The organism is Flavobacterium sp. CR10 (assembly GCF_055814415.1).
The window spans coordinates 5,024,896-5,048,194 of record NZ_CP185985.1 but is presented as its reverse complement, the minus strand read 5'-3'; the positions used below and the strand labels follow the sequence as shown (position 1 = coordinate 5,048,194).

Sequence of the window (23,299 nt, the reverse complement as noted above, 5' to 3'; positions counted from 1 at the left end):
TTATTCTGCTTCAAAAATAGATTTTAAAAGCTTTTGTAAATCATGTTTATTGTTTTCTCCGCCACCTTTCCATTTTCCGATAATAATACCATTTTTATCAATAAGAACCTTGTGAGGGATTCCGCTAACGAAATAATCGGTATCTATAGAACTGTTATTTTCTAAAATTGAAATGTGTTTCCAAGATTCGATTTTATCTTTTATAATGGCCTTTTTCCAAGCATCTGATTTTTCATCTTTTGTAATGCTTATAATTTCAAGACCTAGTGAATTATATTTTTTGTATAACTCTCTAATATACGGTAATTCTTCGCGGCAAGGAGCACACCAGCTCGCCCAGAAATCAATTAAAACATATCGTTTGTTTTTAAAATCGGCAAGCGAAATGGTTTTATTATCAATGTCTTTCAGATTAAAGTAGGGAGCAGGGCTTCCAACTTTGCTTTGTTTAAAATATTTTAGTTTCTCGGACATTTCTTGCCCTTTTTCAGAATTCCTTATTTCGGGCGTAAAATTTTCAAAAACTTCTACGAAAGTGTCATAAAAATTCATTCCAATAAAACGACTAACATGAATTCGTATAAGTTGTAAAGCACGGTATGAATTAGGATGATTTTTAGCAAAAGCAAAATCAAGTTTTAATTCTTCAATATCATTTTGATCCTTTGCATTTTCCAATTCATCTAAACGAAGGCTTAATTGATTTTTAATAATAGAGTCTTTTTCAATTTCAAATTTTGAATAAAGACCTTTTTGTAGTGTTACGATTGAATCGCGAACTTTTTTTGTGGGCTTGTGAAGTTCTAAGATTTCTTTTTCAATTGCAGCTTCGTCTTGAGCAAAACCCAAATAGCTTATAAAAAAGCTAAATAGTAAAAAAAGAATGTTTATTTTTTTCATTAAATAAGGCTTTGTAAATGATAAGAAAATAGAATCTAATAATTATTTCTCTTTTGCTTTTTCAAGATTTTCTTTTACCCTAAACTTAACAATTTTGGTAATTAAATCGTAAGGCATTGGATCTTTCAAAGGAAATTGAACAGAGCCTTTCCCTGATTTATATTTTGAAAGTTCTGTAGCAAAAGCTTCATGTCCGCTTGGCAAAGCATAAAGTCCGATATGATTTTTAAAAGCTGCAAAATAAACTACAATTCCGTTCTGCTCAAAAGCAGGCATCGAATAACTGATTTTCTCTTTAGCGTCAGGCGCCGCTTTCTGAATCGTCATACGAACTTTTTCTAGAACTTCCTGAACATCATTCGGAAATCCGCCAATGTATTCGTCTATATTTTCGGGTTTCTTTACTTCCATAGTTTTTTTGTTTGCTTCGCCAATTCGGCTAAAGCCTCGTGTCAGGTTTCACGTTTCAAGTTGACTTTCTTTGCGGTTAAATTTTTACCGCGAAGACTAAGCAAAATCTATATTTTAAGTTCGTAAAGCATAGTCTATAAAAACTTTGTCAAGACAAAGCTTTGTGAACTTTTTCATTTTAAATGACTCTCAAAAAAACTTAGCGTTCTTTACGTAAATCTTTGCGTGCTTTGTGGTAAAAAAAGACTTTGCGGTTCAATAAGATTAAGCAAGTCCTTTCGGAAAACGATCCAAAACCAGATTCAATCTTAAATTATGTTCTAAATAAGCTTTTGCTCCAGCTAAAACCAAAGTAAAGCCTTCAGTTGAGTTGCGAACCTGATCGATTATTTTATCTGTATCACCATGAAAACCAGAATTAGTAATACTAACAAAAGTTTCATTTTCGTTTAACGGACTAAAAACCCATTCGACCAATGTAATTTCGTCAGGATTTCCCCATTCGATTACAATTTTTTTATTTTCTTGAATGACAAGTGTCGTAACAGAAAGAGAGAAACCATACATTTCCCAAGTCCATTCGGTTTTTTGGTTTTCTTCTAATTTTCCTGATCCTTTTGTAAACCAAAATTTACTTGTGATCTGCGGATCAATAAAAGCCTGAAAAACTTCTGAAACAGGTTTTCTAATCAGCATTTCGGCCTTTGCAAATTTGTTGTTTTCTGTTTTCATTTTTTTTGAGGTTAGAAGTTGTTTGTTAAAGTTAGAAGGAAATGTAAATATAACTCTAAATTTTTTACTTCTAACTCTTCATTTTCAATTCATAACGAATGATTTTGAATTTATAATTCAGAATTTACAATTCTTCTTTATTAATCCATTTTACAACAGTTGGCGCGATATAGTTTTTCATTTTATACAGAAGATCTTCAATAGTTTCACCAACGATTAACATTTGTTGGTATTCACTTTTTAAGAAACCTTTTTCAACCATAATTTTAGTTAGTTGGATTAAAGAATCGTAAAAGCCGTTTATGTTAAGAATTGCAATAGGTTTCTTATGTAGACCCAATTGTTCCCAAGTCAGCATTTCAAAAAGTTCTTCTAAAGTTCCAAAACTTCCTGGTAACGCAATTACGCCATCACATAATTCATTCATTTTAGTTTTTCTTTCGTGCATACTTTCTACCAAAATCAATTCGGTTAAACCTAAATGCGCAATTTCTTTTGATCTCAGAAAGTTTGGAAGAACGCCAATTACTTTTCCTCCAGCATTTAAAGCTCCGTCTGCAACAGCGCCCATTAAACCTACATTTGCACCGCCGTAAACTAATTCTATATTTTGCTCAGCTAAAGTTTTTCCAACCAGACTTGCTTGTTCTTCGTAAATTTTTTCCGTACCAAAACTTGAAGCACAGAATACTGTTATTCTTTTCATTGTTTTATTTTTTTAAGAAGGGAAAGATGAAAGAAGCAAGACGATGTATTAAATTCAATATCTTTTCTCTTGCCTCTTTCTTCTTTCATTTATTCTTTTTTCTTCAACTCATATTCAAAATAAGGCACTTCTGCACCATTAATAGCAAATGTCAGCTCATTGATTTTTTCTGCTCCAAGTTTTAAAACGGCTTTTTGAGAACGGAAATTTTCTGCTCCGATGTGAAAAAGTACCGAATCAACATACTGAAATGCATAATCGATCATTAATTTTTTGTTTGATTTATTGTATGGGCCGCCCCAATATTTTCTTGTAATAAAAGTGTAACCAATTCCCACATTCGATTTTTCGGGATTGTAATCGTAAAAACTCGTTGTTCCCATAATTTCGCCAGTTTGTTTATCGAGAATTAAGAACGGACTTTTTGTAATTATAATATCAAAAAAAGTTTTAAAACCTTCTTTTGTGTATCGATCCTTAGCTGGATTTTGTTCCCAAATCAAAGGGTCGGAAGCGACTTCAAATAATGCTTCAAAATGTTTTTCTTCTAGCGGAATTAACTTTGTAATTTCGTTTTCTAAGAAATCGGGCTGTAAATTGAAGTTTGATATTTGCATTTTATGGTTTGCTTTTTTAGGATGATTAATTCTGTTTATGTTGCAAAAGTAAGAATAGTATTGTTATTTAATAGTATGTTTGCCTAAAAAATTCTTAGACAAATATCAAATACACTTAATATGTACACAAGAGACATTTTCCATTTTAACCTGTTTTCCTACTTTTTTAAGTAATCCAGTTTTAAAATCTCTTTTAAAAACCACAACATTCCCAGTTTGTACATTTGATGCAACTAAAAATTTCCCGCTTTCGTCAATGGCAAAAATTCGTGGATGTTTTCCTAAAGTAGATTGATAACCAATGTTTTTAAGAAATCCATTTTCATCAATAGAGAAAATGGCAATATTGTTTTCTTTGCCGCGATTTGTTGCATAAAGAAATTTGCCGTCAGGAGAAATGTGGATGTCAGAACTTTCAAAACCTTCTTTTATTTTTTCTGGATGTGTGGCAATGCGCTGAATTTTGTTTAAAATGCCATTTTCATAATTGTAAACGCTTATCTGTCCGGCCATTTCTTCAATGCAATATCCCCATTTTTGATTGGGATGAAAGGTAAAATGTCTTGGTCCAGCTTCTAAATCGGTTTTTGTAAATGGATTTTTAGTTTCCACTAAAGGCTTTTTCTGATTTTCATCAAAAGCATAACAGCGAATTTTATCGGCACCTAAATCGGGCAAAAACAAATAATCGCATTGTGGAGAAAATACTGCTGAGTGTACGTGAGATCTAGTTTGTCTATCTTTATTTACGCTTCCATCCATATATTGAAAATTCTGTGCAATCGAATCGATTTTACCGTTTTCCAGAAGTGGATATACCGAAACGCTGCCTTCTGTATAATTGGCGTTAGCAAGCCATTTCCCGTTTTTATGAACGCTGACATATACGGGATTTTCACCACCGCTTCTTTGGCTGTTTAAAAAAGTTAAAGTTTTTGCTGACGGATTAAATTCAAAACTGCTTACGCTTCCTGCATTTGGAGTTTTGGTATCAGTACAGGCATAAATATATTTTCCGTTTGGAGAAATGGTTAAATAAGACGGATTTACAATGTTTTTGACCGAAGTAAATTTGGTTAGTTTTCCACTCAATGTATCCAATTGATAAACCTGAATTGCTTCTGCCGATTTATCACGATTATAAGAGCCTAAAAAGACATAGGTATTTTGAGAAAAAATGTTGGTTGTTATGAGAAATAAAAGTGCTAAAAAAAATGTTTTGCTTTTCACGGTTTTTAAGTTTGTTTCAAGTTTCAGGTTTCAAGTTTTGCCTACATTGTCAGGCTGAGCGAAGTCGAAGTCTTAGTGCTAATTGGATGCCCTTCGACTCCGCTCAGGGTGACATAGCAATTAATTAACTCCTTTCCACCATTGTTTAAATTCCTGTTTGTCATTTTTTAATTCAACTGCTTCGCCTATCATTGGGGTAATTAACGGAGTCGGGTTTTCAGATAGATTATTTAATTCTGTTACTTTTATTAAAGGCTCATCCCATGAATGAAGCGATAATGAAAACTTAGAAGAATGCACTGGAAAAACTCTTTTGGCTTTTAGGTCTTTCATGGCTTTTATTACATCTTCTGGCATGTTGTGGATGTATTTCCATTTTTCATTGTATTGGCCATTATCAAGTAATGCAATATCAAAAGGGCCGTATTTTTCGCCAATTTCGGCAAAATGCGAATCGTAGCCACTGTCTCCGCCCAAATACATTTTGAAATTTTTGGTTTCCAGTATAAAAGAAGTCCAAAGCGTATTGCATCTTTTAAAGCTTCTGCCTGAAAAATGTCTTGATGGCGCGGTATGAAGCGTTAGATTTTCATCTAATTTGATGGTGCTGTACCAATCTTTTTCAATAATATTTTCTGATGGAAATCCCCAATATTCCAAATGCGAACCTACGCCAAGTGCGGTAATTATTTTTTTAGTTTTTAGTTTTAATTTTAAAATCGTGTCGTAATCCAAATGGTCATAATGATCGTGCGTAATCAATAAATAATCAATTTCTGGAAGATCGTCGGCCGTATAAATATCAGATCCTTTAAATGATTTTGTTGTACCAGGAATAGGAGAGGCGTTTCCGCTAAAAACAGGATCAATTAAAAAACGTTTTCCTTCCAGCTGAATAAAATAGGAAGAATGACCAAACCAAACTAAAATATCCTGATCTGAAGAAAGTTCCAATAAATTGGTTTTTATAGATGGAATCAAATCTGTTGGAATTTTTCTTTCTACCTTTTTAAAGAAAAATTCAAACAAAACTCCAGCCATACTTGCTCCTTCAGCTAAATCTGGAGTAAAGCTCTGATTTTCGAATTTCCCGTTTTTATACTGTGGTGAATTTTGAATTTGAATCAATCTTTCGCCAGAAGGCGCTTTTCCAAATTTAGGATGCTGAAGAAAATTATAGACGATAATGGCAATTAATGCTATAATGATTAAGGATGTAGTCATTTTATTTTGAGGGATATAATTTCTTAGTGTATTGTAATGAAAGTAAAATTATTTCTTTTAAGGTTTCGATATCAATATCAGCCAATTTCTTAATATAAATACAAGCTTTAGAAGAAGTGTGTTTTCCAAGTTTAGGTAATAGTACTTCTCTTTTTTCTTCTGGCAGATAAAAATAAACGGTCAGTGCTGTTTTTCTTGGCGAAAAACCGGCAAGCGGCGCATCTCCTTCATGTCCGCTTTCATATTTATAATGATAACTTCCAAAACCTATAATGCTAGGTCCCCACATTTTGGGCTCAAAACCTGTTATTTCGTGCATTATTTTTATAAGTTCAAAAGCGTCATTTCTTTTGACATCATTTTCAACAGCGTTAATAAAATCAGTAACGCTATTTTGAGTTTCTGTAGTTTTATTTTTTGCCATTATTTTTCTTTATTAAATCGCTTTTGAGCAAAAAGTTTTTGATTTTGAATTCGGTTATGTAAAACAAATCAGCATCTTCTGGCATCTGGTTTTCCATAGCAACGAAACTGATATCACTTTCAGGGAAATACAAATTTACAGAAGAAAAACCATCACCTAAGCCAGTGTGTCCTAGATATTTTATGTTTTCTTCTTCAATAATTCTAATTCCGTAACCATAAGGTTCTTTTTCTTTTCCAAAGAAATTGTGTTGCGAAAGAATTGTATTTTTAGTTAATAGCTGATAAGATTCTGGTTTCAGAATTTTTCCTTTATGAAGATTGTTGTTCCAAATCGCAAGATCTGAAACGGTAGAAATAATGCCATCTGCACCAAGGCTTTCGTCAGTAATTTGTCTGGTTTTAATAGGCTCCAGCTGATTTTTTGCATTAAAATAACCAGTAGCAAGATTTTGAGTTTTATCTGGAGAATAACAAAAAGTCTGATTCATTTTTAATTTCTTAAAAAGCGATTCGGCAACTTCTCTATAACTTTTTTTAGAGCTGAATGCTACAATTTTGGCAACCAAATTGAAACTTAAATTTCCATATTTATATTGCGTTCCAGGTTTAAAAACCAATGGTTTTTGTAAATCGACAATTCCGTGTGAATGGTTTAAAAGCTGATGGACCGTAACAGAATCTGCCCAAGTTTGCGTGAGTTCTGGCAGATACTTTTTAATTGGAGCATTCAAATCTATTTTTCCTTTTTCAACTTCCAATAAAAGCAAGGTCGCAGCAATTAATTTGCTGTTTGACATAATTTCAAACTTAGTGTCCATTTGTAAAGGCTTTTTTGTCTCGAAGTTTGAAAGACCTTCAACTTTGGAATACAATGTTTTTCCGTTTTGTGAAATTAAAACTGCACCATTAAATTTAGGATTAGAGTTTTGAAGTATACTATCAATACTTTTTTTATAATCCTCTTTTTTTTGAGCCGATGAATTGCATGAAGTAAAGATTAAAACTAATAGTAAGGAGATCTTAGTTATGAAGTTCATTTGTTTTTAATGGTGAATTGTTAATTGTAAATGGTGAAATGTAGTGAATGCGTTTAGTTGTTATTTATAGATTTAGTTTTTGAATTAATAATTTACCATTAATAATTCACAATTAACTAAAACATTCCATTTTGATTAATAGAATCTTTTGGTACAGGCTGTCCTAAATCCCAAAGTTCGATGATTTTATCTGAATCGAATTTGAGAATATGCACAACAGCAAACCCGATATCTGAAGGTGTCTGTTTGAGATGCGAATGCACGGCAACCAAATTTCCGTCTTCTAAAATATGATGGATTTTAAAAACTTTATTTGGGTTTGTTCTGGCAGACTCTTCCATAGCAAGCATCAATGTTTCTGCGTCACCTTTGAAGTAGGCGTTATGATGTTTGAAATTCTCTCCGACATATAATCGAAAACCTTCATGAGAATGTCCTTTAGCTGCCAGTTTCAGGAAGTTTTTAGCGATTTCTTTCTTAGTCATGATTCAGGATTTAAAAGTAAACTAAGATATGAAATTAAGCGCTACAAATTTTGCAGAAAAGAATCTAAAAATTATAAAATTAAATGTCTTCCGATTTTATTTTGCTAAGGTCTATGCCTAGTTTGGCAAACTCTTTTTCTCCCAATTCGGTAATATAAAAATGTTTGTCTGAAACATCATTTTTGGCAATCCATTTTTTGTCTGCGAATGTTTCGAAAAGCAATTCGCCTAGTTTGCCGCCAATATGACTGTAGCATTTTTTGGCTGGTTTTATAGTATTCTTGGTTTCCATTTTTCCTTTATATTTTCTTTTTTACAGCAATTTTAGAAGCCAGATAAGCAATTGGAAGGTAAGCAAAAACTAAATCGACAATGCTGAACCAAATTGGGGATGGAAGTGTAAAAACCATTGTGATGCCGCCAAATAAAAAGAAAGCTCCAATGACAAAAGCTAATTTTGTTTTGTGAGAAGCAGCAGATAATGCAGTTGTAAGTGCTCCAGCAAAAGTTCCGATGGCGTGGGCCAAAAATGGAAATAGAAAATGCTTTGGCTCAAATAAATGCATTGTAGCCTGTAGACCTTCTGTAGTGGTAACATCGGCACCATTTGGAGGCGGAATTATAGAACCGCTTATTAAAATGATACTCATGTTGACAATGCTTCCGATGACAAGACCTGCAATTACGGCCAAAGTATTTATAAAAATTGGGTTCATAATTTTCGTTTTTTATTGTAACGAATTTATGAAATTTATTCTTTTGATGATAAAGCCCTTTCTGTTTCTATTTGAGGTTTTCCAGTTGCATTGGGCTGCCCTTTTCCAGTTTCTATAAGTTTTTTTAAACTATTCTCAATATAGTTGCTCCAGCCAGCTTTGCAGACATCAAAACATTCATATTCTGGAACCAGACCAACATGTGTAAAAGTGAGTTTTGTTTTATTATTTTCTTTCGAAATTTCAAAAACAGCTTTAGTATTGGTCCATTCTGTGTCGTCTTTCGTAAAACTAAAATAGTTTTCCTCAATTAGCCAGACAATTTTCTGATTCTGAATGACTTCTGTCAATTTTATTTTACAGCGATGAACATCTTCGTAATGATATTTGAATTCGTCGCCTTGGTTTGCTGTTTTTCCTTCAATTTCTTCTGACCACCAGCCTTTAACGTTTTGTATGGCTTTAAAAACTTCTTCGGGTGATTGATTGACAATTATTGTTGTGGTAAAATCTTGAGCGCTCATAATTGATTGGATTTTAAATTAGTAAGGTAAAATTACAATCTAATAATCAATTGATTAAGGTGCTTAAAAGACAATTTTGAGGTGTATTTCGGACAGAAAAATTATCCAGCATTTTCGGTTAATAAGATAATGCTCATTATGATCCCGAAAAAAACAATAATGCTTAATAAACCAATCAAGGTAACTCGCCATCCGCCGAAAGTTTCACCTCCATTTTGAATATGTTTCTGAATGTCCTGTTCCTGAAATTTTTTCAAGAAATAAGAAGCAACAACTGAATAAAGAACTGGAAAAAGAATGCTTGGAAAGTTTTCGGGAATAATAAAAATAAGCCCAATAATTGCAATCATTGACAGGGCTGTAATAATCCATGTGTTTTTTGCTTTTTCAAAGTCGTTAAACGCTTTAAAATTTTCCGCTATGCAATAACCAGCAACTAGCGGACCAGCAAAAAATGTTCCTATTCTTATTGCTTTTTCTGAGTATATTTTTTCGGTTGGAATTTCTTCAAAAACTGATTTTTCTAAATTGCTTTCTGGTGTCATTTTTATTAGTAAATATTTGAAAATTATTGTGTTAGTTTGATTTTTTCTGGAATTTTATTAATCAGCTCAAAATGCTGTGCCATTACATTTTCGAGTTCTAAAGTTCCTCCCAAAATAATCATTTCTTTATTTGTGAAACGTTTTCCAAGTCTGTCATCCAGCATAATTTTCTCCATGCTTTGTGCGATTTCTATTTCTTGTAAAAAGTCATTCGGATGACCCGCAGTACAGATTACAAGTCCATACGGAATGGTTTTCATTTTTCTTGAAGTTTCATTTTGGCCGTATGCATATCCAACAGAATAAACACGGTCAAACCAGCCTTTCAGCTTTGCAGGACAATCGCTCCACCAAACTGGATAAAGGAAAATAATGCAATCTGCTTTTTCTATTTTTTCCTGTTCTGCTAAAACATCTGCTGGAATCGGAAGCTGTGTTTTGGCAAACCCTTCACGCTCGTATTCTGCTTCAGACATATCGCTAATGAAATTTGATGCGTATAAATCTGAGATTTCTACATTCCAATTTTCACTGCCTAAAGCTATTTTTAACTTTTCCAAGACCTGAAAAGTGTACGATTTTTTGCTCGGATGCGCGTAAATGATTAGAATATTCATTTTAGATTTTTTTAGATTTTCAACTATTTAAAAATCATATCTGATTTGTACGAAAATACAAATTAAATCAAAACAAAATTAATCTTCGGAGAATTCTAAAATATCGCCAGGCTGACAATCCAAAACTTTACAGATTGCTTCGAGTGTGCTGAAACGGATTGCTTTTGCTTTGCCCGTTTTTAAGATGGAAAGGTTTGATAATGTTAAGTCTACTTTTTCTGAAAGCTCATTTAATGACATTTTTCTCTTTGCCATCATGACGTCTAAATTTACTATAATGGGCATAATTTTTCGTTTAAATGGTTAAGTCTATTTCAGATTGAATTTCGATTCCTCTTTTAAAAATCTGTCCGACAACAAACATTACAATTGCCATAAAGATCCAAATGCTATGTCCTTCGAGATTAAGAGATTCTAAAGAAGGAAGTTTAACACCTTTTAGAATTAGCCAATTATTGAATTTGAAAGCCCAAAAAGAAAACAATCCAATTCCGAAGGCAAGATAAGAAAGATAAGATATAAAGCGCCCTGTTTCTGGAGTAAAAGGCTGTTCTATATTTAATTTTTTGTCATGAAGCATTTTTACAATCAGATAAAACATAATCGCTTTTAATATGGCTACAATACTGATAAAGCACATTTCTTGAATGTAAAAACTAGGACTGCTTTTGTACAAATCGAGTAAATCAAGGAAGCGGGCATTATAGGAATTTATAGTCATAGTGTAAATTCCATTAAAAAGATACATACCAGCTTCTACACATAAGCCAACAAAAATAATCCATGATAAGATGTTCAGGATTTTTAGAATCTGTGGTGTTCCAATTTTAATTTCCATGTTATTCAAGATTAAAAGTTATGCTGCTAAAATAATAAAAATTTATTGATAAACAATAAATAAATGGTTTTTATCAAAAAAAAAGCTCCAACATTAAATATGCTGGAGCTGTGTTTTCTTCTTTTATAATCTTTGTAAGGAAGCATTTTCCTTTCGCCTCTTAAAATGTTTTTATATTTAGAATACATGCCTTTTTCAAAACAGTCTATTCTGAATCGTCAATAATCCATTTTCCTTTTTCTTTTGCAATATCGATTAATTTCTGACCATGTTCAGTCATTAAATTTTGCTGAATCATACGTTCTGCTCTTTCGATATTAGGTTTGCTCCATTTGCTCGTTTTGGGATTTCGGTGAGAGAAAGTAAGGTAATAGCTTTCGCCGTCTCGTTTTTTGCAGAGGCTGTCAATCCATCCAAAACAAAGCGCTTCTTCGGTAGCTTCGATTAGATTTACACTTTGCGTTTTACTTTTTTTATGATACAAGATTAGCCAAACCGATTTTTCTGTTTGGCTATTTGCTTCAAGCCAGTTGCGCCAATCCTGTCTCGTTGGAGCATAAACAGCCAATTTCCCGTCTTTAGTTTCCATCTTTTTTATTTTTATTTTATAAAAGTAAAATACGGTTATGACAACAGTATGTCAGTAATAAAATTAAAAATAAAGTTTTGAAAAATAATACGTTATGTGTTTTAGTTTATTATTGGAGCTGTTTTCTTAAATCTAAATTGAGATTGTATTGCTCTTCAACAGGGATAATTTTTCTTTGTACTTTATTGATATCACTTCCTTCTTCTGACCATAGAAATGGATAAAAATTGAAAACCTGATCGCCTTGTAAAGCAATCACTTCTTTTTTCCAATCTTCCCATCGGCTGCCTTCGTAATATTTGTCGAGATTATTATTAAAACAGAATTCTAAAAATTGCGAATAAGTAATATCTAGTGGTTCATATTCTAAATTATCTGGAGCAAAATAATATATTTTTCCTAGATCTGTTCCAAATGCACCTCCGTTTAGCAAATAAAAACCACCTAGGGCATCGTCGGCAATTAAAAGATAGGAAGGCGTTTCTCCAAATTCTTTAAAAGATTTTCCTTTGTTCCAATCGGGAAGACTGCGATTTAATTTTGCGTTTCCAGAACCTAAAATTCTAATCCAGCCGTTGTCGATTAAAATTCCTCCAGTTTTATACACTATAGCGCCCATTGGCGAAGCGGTTGTTACTTGCGTGTGATACAAAGCGTCTTTTGCTTTTTGCGGATCTGCGGGAAGAATTTCAACTTTATTTTTAGCAGAAGCGGTCCATTCTTTTATTAATTTCCATCCAGAATCATTTTGATCGATAAGTTCGTTTACAGGTCGCATTTTTGTTTGTGAAAAGGTTAATGAGGTTAAAAAAGTCAAGGCGAATAGAGGGAAAAATTTCATTTGGTTTTTATGTTAATAGGGTTTGGTTAATAGTCGAATTAGAACTCCTTTGCGTTTTACAATGTTTTTGTAATCCCATTGAATTTCTTTGCTTTTTTGTAGCCAGCGTTTTAGGTCTTCTTCATTTATCTGGCTGGCGTTTGTATAGCGCATTTCGGCTGCTTTAAACGAACCTTCGTTTTGGAGTTTTTCTTCTTCAAAAGATTGTCCGCTCCAGAATAGCAGTCTTATGGAATCTTTTAATTTGCTGTAACCTACAATTGGGTTTCCGTCTAGAAACCAAACAGGATGGGCATGCCAGATTTTGTTTTCGGCTTCAGCTAAGTTTTTATGTATAATTCTATAAAGAAGATCGCAGATTTCTTTGTTTTCTGCCGTTTGAGAATCGTTGTAATCCTGAATCTGGTTCATATCTTTAGCATTTTAGGTTATTCTATCTCTTTTGTTAGTTCAAATAAAATATAAGTTCCGTTGCTTGAATGCCCTCTCGATTTTTCTGTAAATCCTTTTTTGATGTAAAATTCAATGGCTTTGCTATTGCTTATAAGGCATTTTAAAGTAATTGGAAACACTGTCTTCTTTATGCAAGCTTTTAATAATTCTGTGCCAATGTTTTTTCCCTGATGTTTAGTGTCAACGTAAAGATGATGGATAAAATTGTTAGGCATCCAGATCGAGATAAATCCAACAGGAATATCATCAATAAGAGCGGCCAGAATATATTCACCTTGAGTTTGCTTGTCAAAATCTTCTAATCTAAATTCTGATAAGTTTTGTTCTGTAAATGTTCTTTTTCTTTCATCTAGAAATAATTGTCTTAAATGCTGCAAATCGATATTTCTAGATTCTATTATAGTTGCCATTTATAATTTAAAATTAACCAGAATAAGACATTTATTAAGGTGAGACAAGATAAATAAAAAAATCCGACTTGCTTATGCAAATCGGATGTTGATTTTATGGTTGAAGCTTTTTCATAAATTCATTTGATGCCAGTTCCAAAGCTTTATAATAGTTTCCTTTTTTAAGTTCGGGAACAGAATAGGTACCAATTATGTTTTGTGTATCTTCAGTGCTTAACTTGTATTTTATAAAATCGACACTTATCACTTGAATTTGCCTTAATTTTTTACTTAAGATGATTAAAAGAGTAGGGTCTAACCGAGGATCTTTTGACAGAAATTTATCCAATTCCAATGTATATTCTTCCAGCGACTGAAATGGTGCGTAAGAAGGAGTTGTGATAACAACAATTTTATAAAGATATTTCTTTTCGAAACCATTTAATGTAGTATTCAAAGACTGAAGTTCGGCTGGTGCCAATATTTTTTCGAAGTCATTAACACAGTCTGTAGATCCTGAGAAAGAGTTTTTTAATTGAGAAGCAAAATCAGTATCATTTTTTGTTTGGGCAGATAGTAGGACTGAAGATAACAGTACCAGCGTAAAGAATAATTTTTTCATTCTATGGCAGTTTAGATTTGGTGCAGCAAAAGTAGCATATTCTTTATTTTAAACAGATGAAAAATAGAATAGTTTTGGTTTCGAAATGAAAAATATTAGGTTTTCTAAAAATAAGAATCCGATTTGTGAAAACAGATCGGATTTTATTTTTTTTATTGTAATATAGGCAATAAATGATCCCATTTTAATTCCTTGGCAAAATCAAAAGCAGTTTTGCCAGTTTGGGTTTTTGCATTTTTGTCTGCTCCAGATTCGAGTAAGACTTCTACAGAAGTCTGGTTTCCTGCAATTGTTTCACGATGCAGAAAAGTATATCCTAATTCGTCTTGGCTGGATATTTCTTCAGGATTATTGGCAACGAATTCAATAAGACTTTCTTTCATGTTTTTGCTCATTGGGTGTTCGATAAGATTTTCAGGTTTTTCTTTTTGCTCATTTACAATCAGAATATCATTAAAATCGCCAAAATCTAATCCCCAAGCTTCATCGTGAGATTCTCTTTCTTCTTCGTTCATTTCAGAACGCATAGCCTGTATTGTAAATGCGCCATAAGTGTGTCCATTAATGGCAAATAACCAGTCACTGATTTGATTTATCGGAATAGCAATTTCGTCTCCGTTATTTACATTCGTTAATTCGTTCGGATCGTTTACTAAAATTCCGTATATAGTTTCGCCGTCAAAGTTTACGTCGTTAATCCACATGTGTTCTACGATAGTTTCGTTGTCTATTTCTTGTGTAAAAGCTAGTTTTACGCATGCAACGTCCAATCCTGGAATTATTCTTCTGTATTCCCAAGAAATTTCTCTCCAGAAGTATTTAAACGTTTCTTGAGCTCTTTTGTAAGCTTCAATCATTTTAGGGTTTTCCCCGTCGGCGTAGAATATTTTTATTTCTTCCATAAAAATGAACATTTAAAAATGATTGATAAAAGTAATCTTTTTATTACTTTAGAAGAAGTGATATTTAATGATTTTTATATTCAATAATAAAAAAAATCCGACTTGCTTTCACAAATCGGATTTTATAAATTGAGAATTATATATAACCGTAAAACGGTATATTTTTACAAGTGAATTACTTCGCCGTAAGCATCAGCAACAGCTTCCATAACAGCCTCGCTCATTGTTGGGTGAGGGTGGATAGATTTAAGAATTTCGTGACCAGTAGTTTCTAGTTTACGCGCTACAACTGCCTCGGCAATCATATCTGTAACACCAGCACCAATCATGTGGCATCCTAACCATTCTCCGTATTTAGCATCGAAAATTACTTTTACGAATCCGTCAGCATTTCCGGCAGCTTTTGCTTTTCCAGAAGCTGAGAATGGGAATTTACCAATTTTTAATTCGTAACCTTTTTCTTTTGCTTGTTTTTCTGTTAAACCAACAGAAGCGATTTCTGGAGTTGCGTAAGTACAACCAGGAACGTTTCCGTAATCGATTGGATCTACATGAAGACCTTTAATTTTCTCAACGCAGTTGATTCCTTCAGCAGAAGCTACGTGCGCTAAAGCTTGACCTGGAGTAACGTCTCCAATTGCGTAGTATCCTGGAATATTAGTTTCGTTGTAAGCGTTTACTAAGATTTTATCTCTGTCAACAGCAATGCCAACTTCTTCTAATCCGATGTTTTCAATGTTTGTTTTGATTCCAACTGCAGAAAGTACGATATCAGCTTCAAGAACTTCTTCTCCTTTTGCAGTTTTAACGAATGCTTTAACTCCAGCTCCAGTTGTATCAATACGCTCAACAGAAGAGTTCGTCATTACTTTAATTCCTGATTTTTTCAAAGAACGCTCAAATTGTTTTGAAATATCTTCGTCTTCTACAGGAACAACGTTTGGCATAAATTCTACGATAGTTACATCTGTTCCCATTGAGTTGTAGAAGTGAGCGAACTCAACTCCAATTGCTCCAGAACCAACAATAATCATAGATTTTGGCTGTGTTGGCAAAGTCATTGCCTGACGGTATCCAATTACTTTTACACCATCTTGAGGTAAGTTTGGCAACTCGCGAGAGCGAGCACCAGTTGCGATGATAATGTGATCAGCGCTATATTCTGTAACTTTATTGTCTTTATCAGTAACGTCAAGTTTTTTTCCTGGTTTTAGTTTTCCAAAACCTTCAATAACGTCAATTTTGTTTTTTTTCATTAAGAATTGAACTCCTTTGCTCATTCCTTCAGCAACACCACGGCTGCGTTGAATAACAGCAGGGAAATCTTTATCAAATTCAGAAACTTTCAATCCGTAGTCAGAAGCGTGCTTAAGGTAATCAAAAACTTGAGCAGATTTTAAAAGCGCTTTTGTTGGGATACATCCCCAGTTAAGGCAAACTCCTCCAAGATTTTCTTTTTCTACTACAGCTGTTTTAAAGCCTAATTGTGAAGCTCTAATCGCTGTTACATATCCTCCAGGACCACTTCCTAAAACAATAACGTCGTATTTCATTTTTTTTGCTTTTAGTATTAACTATCGAAAATGAAGTTTATATTTCCGAAACTCATCTTTCGATTTCTTCTTTTGTTATTTGTGATTGCGAATTTAAGGATTTATTTTATATGAACACCTGAAATTTTGTTTTTAAAGGCAGAGATTTTGGTCTTTTCACAGAAACCGAATGAATTGTGAATTGTAAATTGTGAATTATGAAGTGTTTTTTGTGATTTTGACGATAAATCTGAAAAATTTACATGATTATTGAGTGTTACTCTCAACGAGCCAAAAAGCTTTGTTTGTAGGCTTCGACTCCGCTCAGCCTGACAGTGTTTTGTTTTTGCACATAATAAATAAGCCACAGATTATTAGGATTAAAATGATTTTTTTTTAAATCTGTGTTAATCTGTGTAATCTGTGGCTTTTATAATTTTTTATTCAGATGGAAAGACTTCGCGTGGGCTTCGACTCCGCTCAGCCTGACAATCGTAGATACAATTAAAAATTAGAACTAAGTTGACATTTTGCATTTTACAACTCATAATTCATAATTAAATTTTAACGTGTCCCCAGTTTTCTCCGCTGGCAATTCTTCTGATCTGCATTTCGCTTACGCCAAATTGTTTTGCGATCATTTTAAGACGTGTTTTTTGTTCAGGTCTTGCAAGGATTTTTTTGATTAACATCACTTTTGTTGTGGTTAATTTTCTTCCGTCTGCTTTGAGATTGTGTTCTATTAAGTTCTTTTTTGCCTGAATAACGCGAGGGCTTTTACGACTATGCGCCATCATCTCTTGTTTGGTTGCCCAACGCAGATTGCTTACATCATCGTTTGCTCTGTTGTAATCTAAATGCAGAACGTACGTTTGATCTTCGGATTCTTTAGGGATAAAATATTGAGCGACTAGTTTGTATAAAAATAGGTATTTATTAACGATTTTATCGTCTTTTTTTACCTTAAAACGGAAAGTTGGATATCCGTCGCTTAAGCCGCCTTTTAAGATGCGTCCGTTTTCAATATTGTCGGTAAAACTTATTAATCTTCCTCTGTTAGAAATGGCGTATCTTAATTGTAATGAGGCATTTATTTCTATTTCTTTGAATTTTTCATCAGGATAAAATCTATTTTGTGGCATTGTCTTTTACATTTGATTTCTATATTCTCAAAGATAAATAATAAACCAAAAATTTCAGCTATCTTGCTGATTGTGAAAGGGCAATTTTATGATTTCTATAACGGTAATTTAACGTTTTGACGTCTTTTTGATAGTTTTTAGTCGGATTTTAAATCACAATTTATCAAAAATGCAGTTTTCTTGCTTTTTGATTTTACATGATTTTATAGCTAAATAATTGTTAAATTACTGATCTAGCCAGTTTTTGAAATTATTAATTTCCTTTTTACTAATGAAAATTGCATCAGAATCGGCTGCTGGAACATTTAAAATCAATTCAACTTTCTGATTGGAGTGTTTTACAACTTCTTTTATACTGTTTCGCGTCACAATATATTTTCGGTTTATTTTAAAGAAATGAAACGGATCAAGACTGTTTATAATTTCTGTTAAGGTACTATTGTACAAATAGCTGTTTCCTGATTTTACATGAATAAAAAGATGCTTTCCAGTCGCAGTAAAGTAAGTGATTTCACTTTCGTTAATAGAAATCAGCTTATAACCGTGATTTACCAAAAAATGGCGCTGGATTTTATTGGTTTCAGGATTTTCTATTGCCACTAAAGATTGAAGCGTAGAATTGCTGTTAAAGCTATCTTTTATTTTTTTGAATTTCTGAAGTGCTTCCAATAATTCTTCTTCTTCAAATGGTTTTAAAAGATAGTCGATTGTAAAATGTTTGAAAACCGAAATGGCATAAGAATCGTAAGCGGTTACAAAAATAACAGGGCAGGAGATATCTGCTTTTTCAAAAATTTCTAGACTTTTTCCGTCACCCAAATGAATGTCCATAAAAGCAAGATCGACTTTGTTTTCGCTAAAAAATGCTACGGCTTCTTTTACCGATTTTAAAACGCTGATTGCTTCAATCGATAAAATATCCTGCTGTTCTAAAATAGATTTTAGATAGCTAGAAGCAAGATATTCGTCTTCGACAATGGCAATTTTCATTTTGCAGACATTTGTAATCAGTTATGATGCAAAGATAAATTCAGGAATTCTTATACGCAATAAAGAGAGCATTTTGTTGTGCTGATTTTATAAAAAAAAGGCCTAGCTGTAAAAACTAGACCTTTTAAAAAAAAACAATTAGGTAAAATTATAGATTGGGATTGTTCAATCTCGCGTTTGCTGGATAAATTATAGTATAACGCGGATCATTTTGTATTAAAGTGCTTTCAACACTCATATATTTATGAACGATTTGTTTTTGAGTTGTTCTTCTTAAGTCAAACCAACGGTGACCTTCGACAGCAAATTCTCTGTGTCTTTCTTCGTAAATGAAGTTTGCCAAATCTGTAGCATTCATTGCATTAACTTCACCTTCTAACTGTGTATATCCAGTCGCAGAATATCTATTTTTGATGAAGTTTAAAACAATTGCTCTAGCATCATTAATGTTATTTAGTTTTAACAGCGTTTCAGCTTTTGTTAAATACAATTCTGAAGTTCTGAAAGATGACTTTTGATTGTCATTTCCTCCTTTTAGAATTCTGAAACGGCTTCCGCTAGCTGAGAAATAAAGCGGGAAACGTAAATCTGTTGTTTTGTTATATGCTGCAATTAAATCGGCAGAAGCAAATGAAGCTCTTTGAAGACCAATTATATAACCGTCTTCTAGCGCTAAAATTGATTCTTTTCCGTCAAATTTGGTAGCTAAAACAGGAGTTGCTTTTAAGTCAATTAATGTATTGTTGATTTCTAAAGCTTTGTTGGCCGCATCTAATGATTTTTGCCATTGCTGCTGATACAAATACACACGACTTTCTAAACTGAATAAAGCTGCTTTTGAGAAACGGTAATTTAATCCTTTAGGCTGTGTGCTAATGTTAATTAATTTTTCAGCTTCTTTAGTGTCAGAGATAATCTGATTGTAAACAGTTTCTACACTTTGTGGTACAAAAACTTGTTCTAAGTCAATTTCTAAAGCTAACGGAATTCCTTTGTCTGTGCCTGCAGTTGCAGCATTGTAAGGTTTTGCAAAAAGATTAACCAAATCAAAGTTTGCCATTGCTCTCAACGCATAAGCTTCTCCCAATAATTGGTCTTTTGCTGCAGATTCCTCAAGTTTTTTTGAAGCTTCATTTATAACTACATTCGTGTAAAAAATAACATTGTACAAATCTTGATAGTGAAACTCTAATGTGCTTTTATCAGGATTTGCATCTTTCCATAGATACACATCTTTATAAATAGAAACTTCACTGTTATCTTCATTCATTACCAATTCGTCTGTACGAACAGCAGACAATGATTTGTGCTCTGGATATGAAGCATATCCTTTTGTTAGAACTGCACGAAATTCATCCAACGATTCTGGAATCACTTTGCCGATAGGCGTTATGTCCAAGTAATCATCGCAGCTGCTAAGTGCAATAGCGGCAACGAATAATGTTATATATTTTGAGAATTTTTTCATCTTTTTTAGTTTTTTAGAAAGTAACATTAAGTCCTACAGTAAATGATCTAGGAACTGGTTGCGCATAAATGTTTCCGTAAGTTTCAGGGTCAAAATATCCTTTGTAATCTGAACTGATTACAAATAAATTTCTTGCTTCAAGATTTAAACGAATGCTTTGAATATTGATTTGATCTGTAAATGTTCTTGGGAATGTATATCCAAAACGAACACTGCTTAATCTCATATAGCTCATTTCGCTAACCCAAGTATCTAGGTAATTATAAGTATTGATTTGATTTGCTCCAGAAAACCAGCTGTATGCCATCCAAGAATCTCCAGTACCAGAATCTTTACTCGTAATACCAGGTAAGTTAGATGAAGTGTTTGTTGGCGACCAAGCATTTAAAATATCAGTTGTATAATTCTGTCCTCTGTCTACTATTGTTCCATTGTAAGGAGGTGTTTTGGTAACAGTTTGTTTGATATTGAATGATGCTGCGATCGTAAGATCAAAATTGCTAATCTTAAACGTGTTTGTAAAACCTCCAGTAAATTTAGGATCTCTATCTCCTAGATAAACAAATAGATCTCTAAATTCAGCAGGCGTTAAACTTGATTGTGTAATTTCTCCTGGTAAAAAATCAGCGTAAGGATCAAATAAGCCAAAGAAAGTTTGTGCGTTTACTGTCTCTCCTTTTTTGTTTACAAATAATGGATAACCGTTTTCATCAATTCCGTTTGTTTTAAATCCAAAAACAGCATTTACAGCATGACCTTCTTGGTTTGGCAAATAGCTATTATCTCTTATTTCTAAACGGTCAATGTTACTTTTGTTATGAGCAAAATTAATTGTGGTATTCCATTTAAAATTAGGACGGTCTATGTTTTTTGTAGCCAAGGCAATTTCATAACCTTTGTTGCTTACTTGCGCCCAATTCATATTGGTAAATTCAAAACCATTTTCTAAAGGAAGCGCTTTCATACCAATTAAATCGGTACTTTTTCTTCCGTAGAAATCTGTTACAATGCTAATACGGTTGTTAAACACGCCAAGATCAAAACCTAAGTTTGTGTTTTCTGTTTTTTCCCAACGCAATTTACTATTTGGAGGGGTTGTAACTTCAATTATAGGTTCTGTCTGTCCTGGTAAAATGGTAGTAGTTTTATTTTCTCCAACTACATAAGGAGAAGTGTTTTTGTCAATATTACCTTGTAAACCGTAAGAAGCACGAAGTCTTAAGTTAGAAATCGTTTTACTGTCTTTTAAGAAATCTTCTTGAGACACTAACCAAGATCCAGATGTTGACCAAAGCGGTAAGTATTTATATTTAGGGTCTACACCAAATAAGTCAGATCCATCATAACGAACGCTTCCGTAGAAACTATATTTTCTATTATAAGTATATGCTGCTGTTGCAAAAAATGATGCAAAGGCATTTTCTTTTTCTGTTTTTATGAATGTTTTGTAAATCGCATCATTAACAGAATTCGAGTTAGGGAAAATAATTTGTTGTGTTGTCAAATTCTTTTCGTCAAAACCAAAACCTCTTGTAAGGATAGAAGTGTTTTTATTTCTTCTTAATTCATTACCAACCATTACTTCAATTTCGTGTTTTTCTCCTAAAAGTTTAGAATAGTTCACCATTGTTTTTAAGTTGTACTGAAAAAAGTCTGTGTTGGTATTTTGAATAATACCGCCTTCAGGAAGGAAATATTTTTGAACTCCTCCAGAAAAATAGCTTGTTTTTTCTTTTTGCTTTCTAGTATAAAAAGTTTCCTTGCCAGCAAATTTTTCGCTAGACGAATTATCAAGCTGTAAACCTAATTGGCTTGATACTTTCAAATCTTTTGTGATTTTATACTCAGCATCAAATAATGCTTTTATAGCTCTTGTTTTTAAATCGTAAGAAGTATTGTTTCTTTCTTCTAAGAAATTAAAAGGAAGTTTAATGTCAGAATATGAAGCAATATCTGGATCGTATTTATAACTTCCATCTACATTATATGGAGTTAAATACGGGTTCACATTTCTTGAATAGTTTGCTGGGTTTGTAAAACCATCGGTATCTGTTACATAAGAAGTAGTTTTACTGTCTGAACCAAAAATACCAATACCTACTTTAAATTTGTCGGTAATATCGTAGCTATTTTTTAAAGTTAAATTGTAACGTTTAAGACCAGTTCCAATTGTTGTTCCTTTTTCATCATAATATCCTAGAGAGAAATAGTAGTCAGATCTTTCGCTACCTCCAGATAAACTTAATCCGTGTTGTGTGTTAATGGCAGCTTGGTATAATAAGTTGCCCCAGTTGGTATTGATTCCTCTTAAGTTATTGATTGATTGCTGTGTTTGTGGACTCAAAGAAGAGAATCCACCGGCTCTGTATGCGTCTAATTCATTCGCTCCATTCAGGATACGAGCAACATCTCCACCGGTGTCTCTGTAAGTCAAATCTGCACGGCTAGCCATATTCAATTCAAGATCAACTTTCTGATTAGAATTCATCAAATTTAATTTTGAAAATTCTGGTCTCTGTGTGATAAAAGTATTGGTATTGAAGCTAACAGTCATTTTACCGCTTCTTCCTTTTTTAGTTGTAACAACGATTACACCGTTTGCAGCGCGTGCACCATAAATAGCTGTAGCGGCAGCATCTTTTAAGATGGTAATGTCTTTAATGTCGTCTGGATTTAAACCAGCGATAGAGTAGTTGTTTAATACGTCAATATTGTCTTTGTCATAATTCTTTGGCACATCGTTGCTCTCTAATGGAAGTCCGTCTAAAACCCATAGCGGATCTTGAGTTCCATTTAAAGAAGCCGTACCTCTAATTCTGATTTTTGCAGCAGCTCCTGGCGCTCCTGATGGAGTAGTAACAGCAACTCCGGCAACTTGTCCAACTAATAATTGGTCAATACTAGAAACACCTGTCTGCTGAATTGAAGCCATATCTACTTTTGTAATAGCAGATGTCAGCTTTCTTTTTTCAATTTTTTGATAACCTGTTACGACAACTTCTTGAAGTTTTGCGGTTTCAGAAGTTAATGCAATAGTATAGTCTTTTTGAGCAGATAATTCAAGGGTGTATGATTTGTATCCCATAAAAGTAACTCTCAAAGTAGTAACGTTTTTTGCGATTTTCAAGGTGAATTTACCATCAAAATCTGATGTAGTTCCAATTGCTTCGCTATGGATAATACCTGCCATAGCGGTTTTGTTTGAAATGGAATTATTTTCAACGAAGATTGATGCACCAGGAATTGGTGAAGAATCTGTCGCATCTTGAACGATTCCCGTAATGGTTCGGGTTTCCTGCGAGTATCCTGCGATGGCCAGGAGCAGCAGTAAGGCTTGTAAAATTTTCTTCATGTTTTTGGGTT

The 23,299-nt window shown here is 33.2% G+C and carries 28 protein-coding genes; all 28 read right to left on the bottom strand.

All coding sequences use genetic code 11. The features are described 5' to 3' along the window. On the bottom strand, nt 1-900 hold the full coding sequence (locus tag ACNRYB_RS21260; protein WP_129745615.1) for a TlpA family protein disulfide reductase: 900 nt from the start codon (nt 898-900) through the stop codon (nt 1-3). Between the two features lie 42 nt (nt 901-942). Continuing rightward, nucleotides 943-1,311, bottom strand: a complete 369-nt coding sequence (locus ACNRYB_RS21255; protein ID WP_129745616.1) for an iron chaperone — start codon at nt 1,309-1,311, stop codon at nt 943-945. A 264-nt stretch (nt 1,312-1,575) separates the two neighbouring features. Continuing rightward, complete coding sequence (locus ACNRYB_RS21250; protein ID WP_473728657.1) at nt 1,576-2,043, bottom strand: SRPBCC family protein; 468 nt, start codon at nt 2,041-2,043, stop codon at nt 1,576-1,578. Nucleotides 2,044-2,167: 124 nt separating this feature from the next. Beyond that, the gene (locus tag ACNRYB_RS21245; RefSeq protein ID WP_473728656.1) at nt 2,168-2,749 is read right to left on the bottom strand and encodes an LOG family protein; all 582 of its coding nucleotides are present in this window, start codon (nt 2,747-2,749) and stop codon (nt 2,168-2,170) included. Between the two features lie 89 nt (nt 2,750-2,838). Next, complete coding sequence (locus ACNRYB_RS21240; protein ID WP_473728655.1) at nt 2,839-3,366, bottom strand: GNAT family N-acetyltransferase; 528 nt, start codon at nt 3,364-3,366, stop codon at nt 2,839-2,841. 105 nt (nt 3,367-3,471) lie between these two features. Then, nucleotides 3,472-4,596, bottom strand: a complete 1,125-nt coding sequence (locus tag ACNRYB_RS21235; RefSeq protein ID WP_473728654.1) for a lactonase family protein — start codon at nt 4,594-4,596, stop codon at nt 3,472-3,474. Nucleotides 4,597-4,716: 120 nt separating this feature from the next. Then, on the bottom strand, nt 4,717-5,820 hold the full coding sequence (locus tag ACNRYB_RS21230; protein WP_473728653.1) for an MBL fold metallo-hydrolase: 1,104 nt from the start codon (nt 5,818-5,820) through the stop codon (nt 4,717-4,719). Between the two features lies 1 nt (nt 5,821). Further along, entirely contained in the window at nt 5,822-6,244 is a 423-nt protein-coding gene (locus ACNRYB_RS21225) for a DUF1801 domain-containing protein (RefSeq protein WP_473728652.1), read from the bottom strand. Further along, on the bottom strand, nt 6,231-7,283 hold the full coding sequence (locus ACNRYB_RS21220) for a serine hydrolase domain-containing protein (RefSeq protein ID WP_473728651.1): 1,053 nt from the start codon (nt 7,281-7,283) through the stop codon (nt 6,231-6,233). Before ACNRYB_RS21220 ends, ACNRYB_RS21225 begins: the two co-directional genes overlap by 14 nt. A gap of 116 nt (nt 7,284-7,399) precedes the next feature. Continuing rightward, nucleotides 7,400-7,768: a nuclear transport factor 2 family protein gene (locus tag ACNRYB_RS21215; protein WP_129745623.1), complete on the bottom strand. Its 369-nt coding sequence runs from the start codon at nt 7,766-7,768 to the stop codon at nt 7,400-7,402. A gap of 79 nt (nt 7,769-7,847) precedes the next feature. Next, nucleotides 7,848-8,060 (bottom strand): ArsR family transcriptional regulator, encoded by a 213-nt coding sequence (locus tag ACNRYB_RS21210; RefSeq protein WP_129745624.1) that lies wholly within the window; start codon nt 8,058-8,060, stop codon nt 7,848-7,850. 7 nt (nt 8,061-8,067) lie between these two features. After that, a complete protein-coding gene (locus ACNRYB_RS21205; protein ID WP_129745625.1) occupies nt 8,068-8,484 on the bottom strand; it encodes a hypothetical protein in 417 nt (138 codons plus the stop codon). Nucleotides 8,485-8,519: 35 nt separating this feature from the next. Then, nucleotides 8,520-9,008, bottom strand: a complete 489-nt coding sequence (locus ACNRYB_RS21200; protein ID WP_129745626.1) for an SRPBCC family protein — start codon at nt 9,006-9,008, stop codon at nt 8,520-8,522. A gap of 101 nt (nt 9,009-9,109) precedes the next feature. Next, complete coding sequence (locus ACNRYB_RS21195) at nt 9,110-9,553, bottom strand: hypothetical protein (RefSeq protein WP_129745627.1); 444 nt, start codon at nt 9,551-9,553, stop codon at nt 9,110-9,112. A gap of 23 nt (nt 9,554-9,576) precedes the next feature. Next, nucleotides 9,577-10,170: an NAD(P)H-dependent oxidoreductase gene (locus tag ACNRYB_RS21190; RefSeq protein WP_473728650.1), complete on the bottom strand. Its 594-nt coding sequence runs from the start codon at nt 10,168-10,170 to the stop codon at nt 9,577-9,579. 78 nt (nt 10,171-10,248) lie between these two features. Continuing rightward, nucleotides 10,249-10,455 (bottom strand): helix-turn-helix domain-containing protein, encoded by a 207-nt coding sequence (locus ACNRYB_RS21185; RefSeq protein WP_008468622.1) that lies wholly within the window; start codon nt 10,453-10,455, stop codon nt 10,249-10,251. 10 nt (nt 10,456-10,465) lie between these two features. Further along, nucleotides 10,466-11,008, bottom strand: coding sequence for a DUF2975 domain-containing protein (locus tag ACNRYB_RS21180; RefSeq protein WP_129745629.1), 543 nt, complete (start codon nt 11,006-11,008; stop codon nt 10,466-10,468). 205 nt (nt 11,009-11,213) lie between these two features. Continuing rightward, nucleotides 11,214-11,597 carry a YdeI/OmpD-associated family protein gene (locus tag ACNRYB_RS21175; protein WP_129745630.1) on the bottom strand — a complete coding sequence of 128 codons (384 nt, stop codon included), beginning with the start codon at nt 11,595-11,597 and terminating at the stop codon, nt 11,214-11,216. Nucleotides 11,598-11,706: 109 nt separating this feature from the next. After that, on the bottom strand, nt 11,707-12,438 hold the full coding sequence (locus tag ACNRYB_RS21170) for a DUF2625 domain-containing protein (protein ID WP_207214053.1): 732 nt from the start codon (nt 12,436-12,438) through the stop codon (nt 11,707-11,709). Nucleotides 12,439-12,450: 12 nt separating this feature from the next. Beyond that, on the bottom strand, nt 12,451-12,849 hold the full coding sequence (locus tag ACNRYB_RS21165; protein WP_129745632.1) for a DUF1801 domain-containing protein: 399 nt from the start codon (nt 12,847-12,849) through the stop codon (nt 12,451-12,453). Nucleotides 12,850-12,866: 17 nt separating this feature from the next. Further along, complete coding sequence (locus ACNRYB_RS21160) at nt 12,867-13,301, bottom strand: GNAT family N-acetyltransferase (RefSeq protein ID WP_129745633.1); 435 nt, start codon at nt 13,299-13,301, stop codon at nt 12,867-12,869. Between the two features lie 94 nt (nt 13,302-13,395). Next, the gene (locus tag ACNRYB_RS21155; protein ID WP_129745634.1) at nt 13,396-13,902 is read right to left on the bottom strand and encodes a TPM domain-containing protein; all 507 of its coding nucleotides are present in this window, start codon (nt 13,900-13,902) and stop codon (nt 13,396-13,398) included. 152 nt (nt 13,903-14,054) lie between these two features. Beyond that, nucleotides 14,055-14,804: a YegJ family protein gene (locus tag ACNRYB_RS21150; protein ID WP_473728649.1), complete on the bottom strand. Its 750-nt coding sequence runs from the start codon at nt 14,802-14,804 to the stop codon at nt 14,055-14,057. 164 nt (nt 14,805-14,968) lie between these two features. Beyond that, nucleotides 14,969-16,357, bottom strand: coding sequence for a dihydrolipoyl dehydrogenase (gene lpdA, locus ACNRYB_RS21145; protein ID WP_073416603.1), 1,389 nt, complete (start codon nt 16,355-16,357; stop codon nt 14,969-14,971). A gap of 536 nt (nt 16,358-16,893) precedes the next feature. Then, complete coding sequence (locus ACNRYB_RS21140; protein WP_343707197.1) at nt 16,894-17,478, bottom strand: NUMOD4 domain-containing protein; 585 nt, start codon at nt 17,476-17,478, stop codon at nt 16,894-16,896. 225 nt (nt 17,479-17,703) lie between these two features. Continuing rightward, a complete protein-coding gene (locus ACNRYB_RS21135; RefSeq protein WP_473728648.1) occupies nt 17,704-18,468 on the bottom strand; it encodes a LytR/AlgR family response regulator transcription factor in 765 nt (254 codons plus the stop codon). A gap of 148 nt (nt 18,469-18,616) precedes the next feature. Beyond that, the gene (locus tag ACNRYB_RS21130) at nt 18,617-19,936 is read right to left on the bottom strand and encodes a RagB/SusD family nutrient uptake outer membrane protein (RefSeq protein ID WP_473728647.1); all 1,320 of its coding nucleotides are present in this window, start codon (nt 19,934-19,936) and stop codon (nt 18,617-18,619) included. Nucleotides 19,937-19,949: 13 nt separating this feature from the next. Then, nucleotides 19,950-23,288, bottom strand: a complete 3,339-nt coding sequence (locus ACNRYB_RS21125; RefSeq protein WP_473728646.1) for a SusC/RagA family TonB-linked outer membrane protein — start codon at nt 23,286-23,288, stop codon at nt 19,950-19,952. Between the last annotated feature and the right edge of the window lie 11 nt (nt 23,289-23,299).